Origin of the sequence: Comamonas sp. BIGb0152, assembly GCF_024809975.1 — a bacterium.
In the GTDB taxonomy this organism is placed as follows: Bacteria; Pseudomonadota; Gammaproteobacteria; order Burkholderiales; family Burkholderiaceae_C; genus Comamonas.
Genome location: NZ_JANUDY010000001.1, coordinates 347024 through 359231, shown reverse-complemented (window position 1 = coordinate 359231; position 12208 = coordinate 347024). Strand labels below are relative to the sequence as shown.

11 protein-coding genes are annotated in these 12208 nt (G+C 63.9%); 6 read left to right on the top strand and 5 right to left on the bottom strand.

Annotated elements, in window-relative coordinates:
• The first annotated feature begins 52 nt into the window (after window positions 1–52).
• The 3 genes from rplS (at window position 53) to M2375_RS01600 (ending at window position 2293) form a co-directional block, all read left to right on the top strand.
• The gene (gene rplS, locus M2375_RS01610) at window positions 53–436 is read left to right on the top strand and encodes a 50S ribosomal protein L19 (protein WP_027011119.1); all 384 of its coding nucleotides are present in this window, start codon (window positions 53–55) and stop codon (window positions 434–436) included.
• Window positions 437–521: 85 nt separating this feature from the next.
• Window positions 522–1268, top strand: a complete 747-nt coding sequence (locus M2375_RS01605) for a CoA pyrophosphatase (RefSeq protein ID WP_259163512.1) — start codon at window positions 522–524, stop codon at window positions 1266–1268.
• Between the two features lie 47 nt (window positions 1269–1315).
• Complete coding sequence (locus M2375_RS01600; RefSeq protein ID WP_259163511.1) at window positions 1316–2293, top strand: CobD/CbiB family protein; 978 nt, start codon at window positions 1316–1318, stop codon at window positions 2291–2293.
• A 61-nt stretch (window positions 2294–2354) separates the two neighbouring features.
• Here M2375_RS01600 and M2375_RS01595 read toward each other — a convergent pair whose 3' ends face one another.
• Window positions 2355–3521, bottom strand: coding sequence for an MFS transporter (locus M2375_RS01595; protein WP_259163510.1), 1167 nt, complete (start codon window positions 3519–3521; stop codon window positions 2355–2357).
• 160 nt (window positions 3522–3681) lie between these two features.
• Between M2375_RS01595 and M2375_RS01590 the strand changes: the two genes are divergently transcribed.
• Window positions 3682–4662 (top strand): LysR family transcriptional regulator, encoded by a 981-nt coding sequence (locus M2375_RS01590; protein WP_259163509.1) that lies wholly within the window; start codon window positions 3682–3684, stop codon window positions 4660–4662.
• Window positions 4663–4975: 313 nt separating this feature from the next.
• Here M2375_RS01590 and rsgA read toward each other — a convergent pair whose 3' ends face one another.
• From rsgA to M2375_RS01575, 3 genes are read right to left on the bottom strand one after another with little or no spacing between them, the layout of a single operon-like run.
• Complete coding sequence (gene rsgA / locus M2375_RS01585) at window positions 4976–5959, bottom strand: ribosome small subunit-dependent GTPase A (protein WP_259163508.1); 984 nt, start codon at window positions 5957–5959, stop codon at window positions 4976–4978.
• Window positions 5960–5964: 5 nt separating this feature from the next.
• The gene (locus M2375_RS01580; protein ID WP_259163507.1) at window positions 5965–6309 is read right to left on the bottom strand and encodes a 4a-hydroxytetrahydrobiopterin dehydratase; all 345 of its coding nucleotides are present in this window, start codon (window positions 6307–6309) and stop codon (window positions 5965–5967) included.
• The gene (locus M2375_RS01575; protein ID WP_404979258.1) at window positions 6302–7591 is read right to left on the bottom strand and encodes a M48 family metallopeptidase; all 1290 of its coding nucleotides are present in this window, start codon (window positions 7589–7591) and stop codon (window positions 6302–6304) included. The genes M2375_RS01580 and M2375_RS01575 overlap by 8 nt, the downstream gene beginning before the upstream one ends.
• A gap of 60 nt (window positions 7592–7651) precedes the next feature.
• Here M2375_RS01575 and orn point away from each other — a divergent pair, with 60 nt between their 5' ends.
• Together orn and M2375_RS01565 are read left to right on the top strand one after the other, a co-directional pair.
• The gene (orn, locus tag M2375_RS01570; protein WP_259163506.1) at window positions 7652–8272 is read left to right on the top strand and encodes an oligoribonuclease; all 621 of its coding nucleotides are present in this window, start codon (window positions 7652–7654) and stop codon (window positions 8270–8272) included.
• 310 nt (window positions 8273–8582) lie between these two features.
• Window positions 8583–10673, top strand: coding sequence for a DEAD/DEAH box helicase (locus M2375_RS01565; RefSeq protein WP_259163505.1), 2091 nt, complete (start codon window positions 8583–8585; stop codon window positions 10671–10673).
• A 128-nt stretch (window positions 10674–10801) separates the two neighbouring features.
• Here the strand turns inward: M2375_RS01565 and M2375_RS01560 are convergent, their stop codons facing one another.
• Window positions 10802–12043, bottom strand: a complete 1242-nt coding sequence (locus tag M2375_RS01560) for a multidrug effflux MFS transporter (RefSeq protein WP_259163953.1) — start codon at window positions 12041–12043, stop codon at window positions 10802–10804.
• Window positions 12044–12208: the final 165 nt, after the last annotated feature.

The following is a 12208-nucleotide window of genomic DNA, read 5'->3' as shown; positions in this document are numbered from 1 at the left end:
GCTTGGCGCGGCTGCCAAATTCATGGCGCGCGTACGATCGTTGGATGAAACCATGAACCTGATCCAGATTCTCGAGCAAGAAGAAATTGCTCGCCTGAACAAGACCATTCCTGAATTTGCCCCTGGCGACACCGTGATCGTAAGCGTGAACGTGGTCGAAGGTACGCGCAAGCGCGTGCAGGCTTATGAAGGCGTGGTGATTGCCAAGCGCAATCGCGGTCTGAACAGCGGCTTCACCGTGCGCAAGATCTCCAGCGGCGAAGGCGTGGAACGTACGTTCCAAACCTACAGCCCTATGATCGCCGGTATCGAAGTCAAGCGCCGCGGCGATGTGCGCCGTGCCAAGCTGTACTACCTGCGTGAACGCAGCGGCAAGTCGGCTCGTATCAAGGAAAAGCTGCCAGCACGCAAGGCAGCACCTGTGGCAGCTGCGTAATAGCGCTGCACCAGAGCCCAGTGCTGAAAGCCGCTACAGTGCAAGCTGTGGCGGCTTTTTTTACATGGGTCACCGCGTGCTGTCTATGCATAAACATTCCTCTCCCCCGCATCCCTCAGCCCCCGCGATTGCGCCCCGGCTGCGCGCCGCCATTACCGACCCGCGCCGTGCGCTGGTGGTGCAGGTCGATTCGGCCCTGCCTGCGGTGGCACCCAGCCATTTGCGGGCCGATTACCTGCGCCAGGCCTTTGTGGCACACCCGCAAGGCGGCGAGCCCGAGATATTTCGCGAGCGCATGTGGACGGACCGCCCGCCTGCGAAGGCTGCCGTGCTGGTGGCCCTGGTGCAGCGCCAGGAGATGCATGTGCTGCTGACGCAGCGCAGCGCTGGCCTGTCCAACCACTCGGGGCAGATTGCCTTTCCCGGTGGTCGCCAGGACCCGGAAGACCGCGATGTCAACGACACCGCATTGCGCGAGGCCTGGGAGGAGGTGGGGCTGGCGCGCGAACGGGTAGAGGTGATTGGCCGCCTGCCCGAGTACGCGACCGGCTCGGGCTTTGAGGTGACGCCCATCGTCGGGCTGGTGCAGCCGCCCTTCAGCCTGCAGGCCAACCCCGGCGAGGTGGACGAGGTTTTCGAGGTGCCGCTGTCGTTCTTGATGAACCCGGCGCACCACCGCTGGCAGCAGCTGGACACGCCCGAGATCAGTCGGCGTTGGCTGTCGATGCCCTATGACGACCCAGAATCGGGCCAGCACCGCTTCATCTGGGGGGCTACGGCCAGCATGCTGCGCAATCTGTACCGGTTTTTGGCTTTTCCACCCGCTTCCTAGTTTGTAACGGCTTGTGTGTTACACCACAGCCGGTATGATCACCGTCCATGAGTTTTTTCGCTACGCTGATGGCCTTGCTGCTGGAGCAGGCCAAATCCCTGTCTCGTGACAACCCGGTGTATGCCGGCGTGCGTGCCTGGGTGCAATGGCTTAGCCGCAACCTGGATGCCGGCGAGCAGCGCCATGGCTGGCTGGCCTGGAGTGTGGCCGTGCTGCTGCCCACCGCCTTGGCCATGGGCATGCATTGGCTGCTGGTGGCCCTGGTGGGCTGGCCCCTGGCCATGGCCTGGCATGTGCTGGTGCTTTATGTGACCCTGGGGTTCCGCCAGTTCAGCCACCATTTCACGCGGATTCGCCACGCGCTGGAATCGGGTGATGAGGACCAGGCCCGCCAGTACCTGGCCGATTGGCAGCAGGTCGATGCCGATGACCTGCCGCGCCGCGAGATTGTGCGCCATGTGATCGAGTACTCGGTGTTGGCCGCCCACCGCCATGTGTTTGGCGTGCTGGCCTGTTACTCCATCGGATCGGCGCTGGGCCTGGGCCCCGCCGGGGCGGTGTTTTTTCGCATGGCCGAATACGCCTCGCGCTTTGCACGCCCCTCTGCCCAGGCTGCCCCCCTGGTGCAAGGCGCTTTCGAGACCGTGGCCGCCAAGGCCTGGATGGTGGTGGACTGGCTGCCGTCCCGGCTGACGGCGCTGAGCTTTGCCGTCGTGGGTAACTTTGAAGAAGCCATTGATGGCTGGCGCTTTCAGACCCAGCATTTTCCCAATGACAACGATGGCGTGATCTTGGCTGCCACGGCCGGTGCCATTGACATCCGCCTGGGCGGTGTGGCCTTGCGTGCCCGCAGCGGTGATGCCGATGCCGCCGCGCCCTTGCAGATCCAAGGGGACGGCGCCACCACCCCGGGCCGTGACCCGGAAGTGGCCCACCTGCGCAGCGTGGTGGGCCTGGTGTGGCGCTCGGTAGTGGTCTGGATGCTGCTGCTGGCGCTGCTGACCCTGGCGCGATTGCTGGGCTGATGGCTGCGCTAGCCTGAGCGAGGCAGCGTTACCCTCTGGGCCAGGCAGCGCTTATTGCGTGTCAGGCCGTGCGCAGCGCAGCGGCTGGACTGCGGCGCTGGCCCATGGCTACCAGCACCAGGCCGATGGCCGACAGCGCTGCCGCTCCCCAGATGATCGATAGGAGCCCGGCACCGGCAATCAGGCTGCCGCCCACCCAGGCGCCCAGCGCATTGCCCAGGTTGAAGGCCGCAATATTGAGGCTGGAGGCCAAGGTGGCACCCTGGCTGCCCACGCCCTGCATCACCCGCATCTGCATGGGGGCCACGGTGGCAAAGGCGACGACACCCAGCACCGTGACATAGGCCATGGCCACCGTCGCCGAGATGCCAAAGGCCCAGCGACCTGCCAACAGCACCAGCACCAAGGCGCTCAGCGTGATCCACAGCGCGCGCACCACGCCCCGGTCGGCCAGCTTGCCGCCGGCAATATTGCCCACGGCCGAGCCGGCGCCAAACAGCAGCAGGCTCACGGCCACGCCGGTGTTGCCCATCTGGGTGATCTGCGAGAGCAGTGGCTCCACATAGGTGTAGAGCGCAAACACACCGCCAAAGCCAAACACCGTCATGCCCAGGCCCAGCCACAAGGGCGTGCTTGACAGGATGGACAGCTCGTCGCGCAAAGCGGCCGGCGCCGCCTGCTGCAGCTTGCTGGGCACAAACGCAGCCAAAATACCCAGCGCCACGACCCCGATCACCGCCACGGCGGCAAAGGCCATGCGCCAGCCAAAATGCTGGCCGATCCAGGTGCCGGCAGGCACGCCCAGCAAGGTCGCCAGGGTCAGGCCGGAGAACATCAGCGCAATGGCCGAGGCCTGCTTGTCCTTGGCGACCAGGCCGGTGGCCACCACGGCCCCGACGCCAAAGAAGGTGCCGTGGGTCAGCGAGGTGAGCATGCGTGCCAGCATCAGCCAGCCGTAGGTAGGGGCCAGGGCAGCGGCGATATTGCCTGCGATAAAGATCATCATCAGGCCCAGCAGCAGCCATTTGCGCGGCCAGCGGCGGGTGGCCAGCGTCAGCACGGGCGCACCAATCGCTACGCCAAAGGCATAGCCGGATATGAGGGTGCCGGCCGTGGGGATGCTGATGCCCAGGTCCTGGCTGACCTGGGTGAGCAGGCCCATGATGATGAATTCGGTGGTGCCGATGCCAAAGGCACCGGCGGCGAGCGCCAGCAATGAGACAGGCATGAGAGGATTCCTTGTATGTAGAGAGGCGAAGGCCGACGGCTTTCACCCAGGGACTGGATTGTGAAGGGCGGTCTGATTTTTGTGTAGATGGAACAACGGAAAGGTATTTGTTCCCATATGGAATAAATAAGCGCAGAATTTGCCATCACCATCTGTCGCTATGACGCCATTGACCATGCGCAACCCTGCTTTTCCCGCCAGCCCCACATTCGAGACCAACCGCTCCGGCGAGCTGGAGGTGTTTGTACAGGTCGCAGAGCACGGCAGTTTCTCGGCCGCAGCCCGCCATCTGGGTGTCTCACCCTCGGCCACCAGCAAGATCGTCGCGCGTATGGAGGCGCGGCTGGGCGCACAGCTGCTGCTGCGCAGTACGCGCCGGGTGCAGCTCACCCCCGAGGGCCGCCAGTTCTACGAGCGTGGCCAGCGGGTGCTGGCCGATCTGCAGGAGGCGGAGGCGGCCGCCTCGTTGCGCAGCGCGCCCAAGGGCGTCGTGCGCATCAACTCCAGTTCATCGACGGGCCAGGCGCTGCTGGTGCCCCTGGTTGCCCAGCTGATGCAGCAGTACCCTGGCCTGGTGCTGGATCTGAGCTTTACCGACGAGGTGGTGGACCTGATGGAGGCGCAGGCCGACATTGCGATCCGCTGGGGCAAGCTGCCCGCCTCGGACATGGTGGCGCGCCTCTTGGGCCATACCCGCCAGATCATCGTGGCCGCACCCGCGTATCTGGATGCCCATGGCGTGCCCACGCACCCCGACCTGCTGGCCGAGCATGTGCGCATCGGCTGGAACTACCAGCGCACGGTGCCGCACTGGCCGTTTCGGGTGGCGGGGCAAGAGGTGGGGGTGGGCATTGGGGAGCTGCTGCGCGTCAACGATGGCGATGTGATGCGCAACCTGGCGGTGGCGGGGGTAGGCCTGGCGCGGCTGTCGCTGTTCCATGCCTGGAACGATATTGCCGCAGGTCGGCTGCAGGTGGTGCTGGAGGCCTACAACACCGGCGTGCTGGAGCCCATCCATGCGGTCTACCTGGGCAAGCCCGAGCGCCTGCCCTCACGCACCCGGGCGGTGCTCGATTTTTTGAAGGCCCATGTCGATCTGGGCCATGCCGAAACCTTGCCCAAAGAGTGGTGCCGGGGCTAAGAACCTGTTCAAAGTCTCCTCGCGCCGCGACAGTGTCTTTGCGAGATGGGATGCGAGGGGGGCGCCTAGCCGCGCAACACCGCAGCAATAGCCCAGCTATTGCGAGGATTTGCAACGACGCAGACCGCCCCTAGTCGGGCACCCGCAAAGCCACTGTCCCTACGGGTTGGAGTGAAATCGGGCGATTTCTGCGCGCTGGCCCTTGCTTGCACCCCGGTGCAAGCTGCGGACCAGCCCTTCGAACTCATCCCGATTGCACTCCAACGCGGCTGCGTAGAGACTTTGAACAGGTTCTAAGGTCTGGTCAACCGGTTTAGTAAGCGCTCAGGTTCAGCTCGTCGAACAGCTCGCCGTAGATGCGGTAGCGGTTCTCGCTGATGGGCAACGCGGCATGGCCGTTTTTGACCGCCTCGATCACGCCGCAGCCGGGCTCATGCAAATGCGTGCAGTTGTAGAACTTGCAGGCCTTGGCATGGGCACCGATGTCGGGCATGCAGGCGGCCAGCTGGGTGGGCGCAATGTGGTACAGACCAAATTCCTGGAAGCCAGGCGAGTCGATCAGCGCCGTCTTGCGGACCTCGTCGATCCAATACAAGGTGGTGCTGGTCGTGGTGTGCTTGCCGGTGTTCAAGGCCTGGGATATCTCGTTGGTGGCCACATTGGCGCCCGGAATCAGCAGGTTGATCAAGGTGCTTTTGCCCACGCCAGAAGGGCCCAGCACCAAGGTGGTCTTGCCTTCGAGCAGGCCGTAGATGGCGTCGCGGTCTTCGTCGTCTGCATCGGCGAGGGTGCAGGGCAGCACAGTGTAGTGCGGCGGGTCTTCCACCTGGTCGCGCATGTTGCGGTAGGGCTCCAGCCTTTCCCAGGCGCGCAAAAAGGGTTCGCCCAGGTCCATCTTGTTGAGCGCAATGATGGGCGTGATATGGGCAGCTTCGGCCGCAATCAGCGCGCGGGCCAGCTGCACTTCACTGAACACCGGCTCGGCGGCAATCAGGATCAGCAACTGGTCCAGGTTGGCAGCAAAGGTCTTGGTGCGGATGTCATCTTGGCGGTAGAACACATTGCGCCGCTCCAGCACCTTCTCGATCGTGCCTTCGTCGCCCTGGCCCGCAGGGGGGGCCAGCCAGCGCACATGGTCGCCGACGACGGCCTGGCTTTTCTTGCCCCGAGGGTGGCAGATGCGGCGCACGCCGTCCGGCGTCTCCACAATGCAGTGGCGGCCGTAGCTGGCCACGACGAGGCCGGTCTGGGTCGCGCTGAGGTTGTTGTTGCCGGGGCGTCTTGCAGGTTTTGCCATGGAGGTCAGGCCAGCTGCAGCAGGGCTTCGATGCGGCGCGCGCATTCGAAATCGGTCAGCGACAGCCCATGCACATCATGGGTGTTGAAGCGCACCACGCAGCGGTTGTAGTGCACCGACAGGTCGGGGTGGTGGTCCTGGGTATGGGCCACCAAGGCCACGCCATTCACAAAGGCCATGGTCTCGTAGTAGTTGGCAAAGCGGAACGTCTTCTCGATGGCCACATCGGCGCCATCACCGCTCAGCACCCAGCCGCTCAGTGGGCTCAGCTGTGTCACCACCTCGGAGGCGGACAGCGCACGGCGGGCCTGGGTGGACCAGTCTTGTTTGGGCAGGTGGGTATCAGTCATGGGCCAATTGTTGCATGTGGCGAATACGCTCGACGGCCGGCGGGTGCGAATAGTAGTAGCGCACATAGACCGGATCGGGCGTCAGGGTCGAGGCATTGTCCTCGTAGAGTTTGAGCAGGGCCGATTGCAGATCGGCCGCCCGCGTTTGCTTGACGGCATAGGCATCGGCCTCGAACTCGTGCTTGCGCGACGAATGCGCCATCAGCGGCGAGACAAAGCTGCTGAACACCGGCACGGCCAGCATGAACAGCAGCAGGGCCAGCGCATCGTTGGGGCTGGAGCCGGGCACGCCGGGGATGTTGAAGTTGGGCGTCACGCCCAGACCGGTGTAGAACCAGGCCTGCTGCGACAGCCAGCCCAGCAGCGCAAAGCCCAGCAAGGTCAGGCCAAACAGGCCCAGCATGCGCTTGATGATGTGCTTGTGCTTGAAATGGCCCAGCTCATGGGCCAGCACGGCTTCGACCTCGTCGCCGCTCAGTTTTTGCAGCAGGGTATCGAAAAACACCACGCGCTTGCTGGCGCCAAAGCCGGTGAAATAGGCATTGGCATGCGCACTGCGGCGGCTGCCATCCATCACAAACAGGCCCTTGGCGGCAAAGCCGCAGCGCTGCATCAGCGCCTGCACGCGGGCTTTGAGGCTCTCGTCCTCCAGCGGCTGGAACTTGTTGAACAGCGGCGCGATAAAGGCCGGGTAGATAACCATCAGCAGCAGGTTGAAGCCCACCCAGAACGCCCAGGCCCAGAGCCACCACCATGGGCCGGCCGAGCCCATCAACCACAGGATGACCGCCAGAATCGGCAGGCCGATGAGTGCGCCCATGACAGTGCCTTTGAGCAAATCGCCCAGCCACAGGCCCAAGGTCATCTTGTTGAAGCCAAAACGCTGCTCCAGCACAAAGGTCTGGTAGTAGCTGCCGGGCAGATCGATGAGGCCGCTGATAAGCGCAAAGGCCGCCACCAGCGCGAGCTGCTGCCATATGCCGCCACCCAGGGCGCCCAGCAAGCTGGCATTGAGCAGGTCGAGTCCGCCCAACAAGGTCCAGCCCAGCAGGGCCACGCTGCCAATGGCCAGCTCCAGCAAACCAAAGCGGGTCTTGGCAATGGTGTAGTCGGCGGCCTTGTGGTGGGCGGCCAGGCTGATGCGGTCAGCAAACAGGGCAGGCACCGCATCACGGTGGGCTGCCACATGGCGCATCTGGCGGCTGGCCAGCCAGAGTTTGGTGAGCACGCTGGCAGCCAGCGCGACGGCAAAGATCAGGGTGAACAGCAGCGATAGAGTCACAAGTGGGGGTGTTGGTTGGCAAATACCGGACAGTGTAGGGCATAGGCGACAATCGCCCCCATGCAAAACAAGAACACCCTGGACACGGCGTTGACGCCAGCACCGACGCTGGCCAAGTCCGACCTGAACCTGGTCTGGCTGGACTGTGAAATGACCGGTTTGAACCCGCAAGAGCACCGCGTGATCGAGATCGCGCTGGTGGTCACCAATGCCGACTTGAGCCTGCGCGTTGAAGGCCCGGTGATTGCCATCCACCAAAGTGATGAAGAGCTGGCCAAGATGGATGCCTGGAACCGCAACACCCATGGCCGCAGCGGCCTGACCGAGCGCGTGAAGGCCTCGGCCACGGACGAGGCGGCCGCACAGGCCGAGGTGCTGGCTTTCCTCAAGCGCCATGTGCCCAAGGCCAAGGTGCCCATGTGCGGCAACAGCATTGGCCAGGACCGGCGCTTTCTGGCGCGCTACATGCCCGATCTGGAAGCCTATTTCCACTACCGCAATGTCGATGTCAGCACCCTCAAGGAGTTGGCGCGGCGCTGGCGCCCCGAGCTGATTGCCGGCTTCAAGAAGGCGCAAAAGCACACGGCGCTGGCCGATGTGCATGAGTCAATCGACGAGATGCTGTACTACCGCCAGCATTTCCTCCAACTGCCGGCGGCCACAGAGACAGCGGCAGAGTGATACGGGGCACTGGCCGCGCTGGCGTGCGATGCGAAAGCGTGGTTTTTTCGGGCTATTGACCCTTGTGCCTGCGGGAAAACCCCAGATCGTGCGATAATGCTGGCTTCCCCGCCAAACAGGCGGTTGATACGTACATCTCCCTTCATTCTTTGGGCGTCCAGGCCATGCAATTCGCAGCATGGCCGATTTGAACAAGCCCGCGGCAATCTGTATGGCCGTTACCGTTTGATGGTTGATGTTTTTAAACCATGAACGGTACGGAACTGCGTCGCGAAACGCGCAGTGGCCGACCTATTGCTATTGTTCAAAAATGACGCAAGACCTCCATCTGCAGGGCGAAGCCGCGCCTGTGCAAAATTCTGTTGACGCTATCCAAGAGATCGTCAATACCCCTTCCCTGTCCGCTGAAGCCGTAGACGCTTCGCAAGAAGACAACACCGCGCTGGTGGCTGACGCCGAGGTGGAAACCGAAGCCGAAGTGGTGCCAGAAGGCCCGAATGGCTTTGTCGAGCTGGGCCTGGCGCCTGAGCTGGTTCAGGCCGTCAAGGATCTGGGCTACACCCAACCTACCGCCGTGCAGCTGCGCGCCATCCCGCTGGCCATGTTGGATGAAACTGGTGACAGCCAGCACTTCACCGACCTGATGGTGTCCAGCCAAACCGGTTCCGGCAAGACGGCGGCATTCTTGCTGCCCGTGCTGCACACCCTGATCCAGCAGCAAGGCCAGGCGGAAGCCGAAGAGCGCGCCGAGTACGAGCGTATGGCGGCCGAGGCCGTGGCCCGTGGCGAGCAAGCGCCCAAGCGCGCCAAGCGCAAGAACCCACTGAGCCCGCGCAACTTCAAGGCCGCCCAACCTGGCGCCCTGATTCTGTGCCCGACCCGTGAACTGGCCCAGCAGGTGGCGCATGACGCCATCGAACTGGTGCGCCATTGCAAGGGCCTGCGTGTGGCCAATATCGTGGGTGGCATGCCTTACCAGCTGCAAATCGCCAAGCTGCAAAACGCCGATCTGGTGGTGGCCACGCCTGGCCGTCTGCTCGACCTGCAGCGCTCGATGCAGATCAAGCTCGACAAGGTGCAGTTCCTGGTGGTTGATGAAGCCGACCGCATGCTGGACCTGGGCTTCTCGGACGATCTGGCCGAAGTCAACCAGCTGACCGCACAGCGCAAGCAAACCATGATGTTCAGCGCCACGTTCGCGCCGCGCATTCAACAGCTGGCCATGCGTGTGATGCACGACAACGGCTCGGGCGTGCAGAAGATCACCATCGACTCGCCCCAAGAAAAGCATGCCAACATCAAGCAAGTGCTGTTCTGGGCTGACAACTCGCAGCACAAGCGCAAGTTGCTGGACCACTGGCTGCGCGACGCGTCGATCAACCAGGCCATCGTGTTTGCATCCACCCAAGTGGAATGTGACGGTCTGGCCAATGACCTGCAGCAAGAAGGCTTCTCCGCCGTTGCACTGCACGGCGCCCTGAGCCAAGGCTTGCGTAACCGCCGCCTGATGGCACTGCGCAGTGGCCAGGTACAGATTCTGGTGGCTACCGATGTGGCTGCACGCGGTATCGACGTGCCCACCATTACCCACGTGTTCAACTACGGCCTGCCGATGAAGGCCGAAGACTACACCCACCGCATTGGCCGTACCGGCCGTGCTGGCCGCTCGGGTCTGGCGATCACCTTCGCCGAGTTCCGTGACCGCCGCCGTGTGTTCGATATCGAGGCCTACACCAAGCAGCAGTTCAAGCCGGAAGTGATTCCAGGTCTGGAGCCTCAGCAACGCTTCCCTGCCCGCAGCGAAGGCTCGCGTGGCGCTGGTGCTGGCCGTGGTGGTGACCGTGGTCGCCCAGGTGCTGGCGCTGGCCGTGGCGGTGATCGCCGTGGCGGTGGTGGTTTCGGTGCTGACCGTGGTGGCTTTGGTGCCCGCCGTGATGGCGAAGGCTATGGCCGCAAGCCTGGCTTTGGCGAGAACGCTGGTTTTGGTGGTGCGCCACGTGGCGGCGACAGCCGTCCTCGTTTCGAGCAGCGTGATGGCGCTCCACGCTTTGAGCAACGTGCTGAGCGTGGTGGCGATCGCTTCCAGGACCGCGGCGCTGAGCGTGGCGGTGACCGCTTCCAGGACCGTGGTGCAGACCGTTTCCAGGACCGCGCTCCACGCCCCGAAGGCCGCAGCTTTGACCGCGCTCCTGAGCGCCGTGCAGACCGCCCAGACCGTTTTGCCGCTGACACCCGTGGTGCTGACAGCCGCGCACCCCGCAGCGCAGGCCCACGCCATGCCGCTGGTGGCGATTTCGCCCAGCGCCGTCCCAGCGGTGAGAGCCGCTTCGGTGGCGATCGCGGCGGCCGTCCTTACGCACCAGCCGGTGGTGACCGCAAGCGCACCGAACGCAGCCGTTAATCCAGGCAGAGGGTACAGCGGCATCTGATGTGCCGCAGCGCCCAGGCCATGCAAAAGAGCTTCCCACGGGAAGCTCTTTTTTGTGCCTGAAAGGCGCTGACCTCGTGCGGCGGAAGGGTGTGTCGGGCTCAGACTGCGTTGTTGCGGCCAATATCCGGCCAGCGGTGGTGGAAATAGATCCAGCTGAGCAGGCCGGTCAGCATCAGGCCCATCGATGCGATGGCCAGCGCCACCGTGGAATGCATCACCAAGGGTGCCAGCACACCGGCCACCAGGCCGTTGGCCACTGAGCTGACTACCGCTTGCAATGAGGAGGCCAGGCCTCGGCGCTCGGGGTGCAGATCGAGCACCAGCAGGGTGACCACCGGCGTCATCAAGGCCCAGCCAAACGAGTAAATGCCCATCGGCAGCAGCGCCCAGGCCGGGTGCGGCGGCAGCACCAGGTTCATCACCAGGTAGACGCAGGAGGTCAGGAACATGATCAAGAAGCCGTGGCGCACCTGGCGCTTGGGCGGAATCTTGCCCGCCAGCCTGCCGCTGACCCAGGCGCCCAGCATGATGCCGCCGATGGTGCAGATAAAGAACCAGAAGAACTGGGTGGGCTGCATGTGCATATGGGTGCCCAGGAAGGTGGGCGCTGACAGGATGTAGATGAACATGCCGTTGAACGGCACGCCACTGGCAGCAGCCAGCAGCAAAAAGCGCGGGCTGCTGCACAGCTGCCAGTAGCCGCGCATGAGGTTGCGCACATCAAAGGCCTGGCGTTTTTCGGGCGGCAGGCTCTCGGGCAGCAGACGCCAGTTGTAGGCCCACAGCAGGGCGCCAATGGCGGTGAGCAGCCAGAAGATGGACTGCCAGCTGGCGTAGGCGATGAAGATGCCGCCAATCATCGGTGCAATGGCCGGTGCAATGCCGAAATAGATGGTGATCTGGCTCATCATCCGCTGGGCCTGGGCTGGCGGGAAAAGATCACGCACCACCGCCCGCGACACTACAATGCCTGCCCCGGTGGTGCAGCCTTGCAGCGCGCGGAACAAGATCAGCTGCTCGGGCGTCTGGGCCAGCGCACAGCCGGCCGATGTCAGCGCAAAGGTGGCTAGCCCCCACAGTACGACGGGGCGGCGGCCAAAGCTGTCCGACAGCGCGCCGTGGAACAGGTTCATGAAGGCAAAGCCGAACAGATAGGCCGACAGCGTTTGCTGCATCTGCAGCGGCGAGGCCTGGAGCGAGGCCGCAATGCCATCAAAGGCGGGCAGGTAGGTATCGATCGAGAAGGGCCCGAGCATGCCCAGCAAGGCCAGCATGACCGCCAGAATCCATTGGGGTGTGGGCTGGGTGGATCCAGCATCTGGGGGGCGTGGTTGGTTCATGGCCAGCGCGCCACTGGCGGGGATGGCCGGTGGCGTCGTCAAAGTGGTGAAGGGAGGGGGCCGGTGCAGCCTGGGCTTGGCCCGGTGCGCAGCGGCAGGCGCCGAGCTTACCTCAAGCCCCGGGTATCTGCAGTCGCTGCGGTATGCGGCGCGCTGGGCCCGGCT

Bases quoted from the DNA above. Each gene is read 5' to 3' on its own strand.
- rplS (WP_027011119.1), top strand. From the start codon at position 53: ATGAACCTGATCCAGATTCTCGAGCAAGAAGAAATTGCTCGCCTGAAC.
- M2375_RS01605 (WP_259163512.1), top strand. From the start codon at position 522: ATGCATAAACATTCCTCTCCCCCGCATCCCTCAGCCCCCGCGATTGCG.
- M2375_RS01600 (WP_259163511.1), top strand. From the start codon at position 1,316: ATGAGTTTTTTCGCTACGCTGATGGCCTTGCTGCTGGAGCAGGCCAAA.
- M2375_RS01595 (WP_259163510.1), bottom strand. From the start codon at position 3,521: ATGCCTGTCTCATTGCTGGCGCTCGCCGCCGGTGCCTTTGGCATCGGC.
- M2375_RS01590 (WP_259163509.1), top strand. From the start codon at position 3,682: ATGACGCCATTGACCATGCGCAACCCTGCTTTTCCCGCCAGCCCCACA.
- rsgA (WP_259163508.1), bottom strand. From the start codon at position 5,959: ATGGCAAAACCTGCAAGACGCCCCGGCAACAACAACCTCAGCGCGACC.
- M2375_RS01580 (WP_259163507.1), bottom strand. From the start codon at position 6,309: ATGACTGATACCCACCTGCCCAAACAAGACTGGTCCACCCAGGCCCGC.
- orn (WP_259163506.1), top strand. From the start codon at position 7,652: ATGCAAAACAAGAACACCCTGGACACGGCGTTGACGCCAGCACCGACG.
- M2375_RS01565 (WP_259163505.1), top strand. From the start codon at position 8,583: ATGACGCAAGACCTCCATCTGCAGGGCGAAGCCGCGCCTGTGCAAAAT.
- M2375_RS01560 (WP_259163953.1), bottom strand. From the start codon at position 12,043: ATGAACCAACCACGCCCCCCAGATGCTGGATCCACCCAGCCCACACCC.